Origin of the sequence: Comamonas sp. GCA5, from assembly GCF_036541385.1 — a bacterium.
GTDB classification, from domain to species: Bacteria; Pseudomonadota; Gammaproteobacteria; order Burkholderiales; family Burkholderiaceae_C; genus Comamonas; species Comamonas aquatica.
Genome location: NZ_JAZHFR010000215.1, coordinates 1 through 613 on the forward strand (window position 1 = coordinate 1; position 613 = coordinate 613).

Annotated in this window: 1 pseudogene; it reads right to left on the bottom strand. The window is 66.6% G+C overall.

From position 1 onward, the window contains the following. Positions 1–199: pseudogene (locus SJH88_RS19315) on the bottom strand (ABC transporter substrate-binding protein); the annotation flags it as partial. Positions 200–613: the final 414 nt, after the last annotated feature.

A 613-nucleotide genomic window follows, 5' to 3' on the forward strand; every position in this document is an offset into this window, starting at 1 on the left:
CCGGGGTGGCCGGTGTCGCAGGCTTGGCGGCGGCGGTCGGGGCTGCAGGGGTGGCGGGTTTGGCGGGGGCCTGGCCAATCGCTGCAGGGCGCACCGACTTGCCACCCCCCATGCGCTTGGCGTGCGCCAGGGTGGGCGCGGCCAATGCGGCGATGGTGACGGCGATCACGGAAGCGGTGGTGCGGAAAGAAGTTTTCACAAAAGGTCCTGGGAAAAGACGGTCAACAAAACGAGGGCCATGTGACGACCCCAGCGCGCCCGAGCGGGTGCGCTGCAAGGACATACATGGGGGGAGGGGTGCAAATTGCAAGCCCGCAGGTCCCGTGGGTCCGGGAGGGGGCTGGCCTTTGCGGGCCGCACACGTTGAAATGTTGGCGTTATGGGTGTGAGAGCGGCGATTTTACGCGCAGCCCGCGACGCTGCAAGAAAAAATAGCGGCAAGCGCTTGAATACAAAGGGTTTCTGATGGTTTTTTGCCGGAAACCCATGCTAGTCCAGCGCAAGCCGCTTCTTTTTTGAATGTGCCCGGGCGCGGTGGCCGCGGGACAGGGCCGTGCCGCAGGCTTGGCCGGGGCTGGAGCTAGGGCTGGGGGGCCGCGCAGGCCCCCGGCGG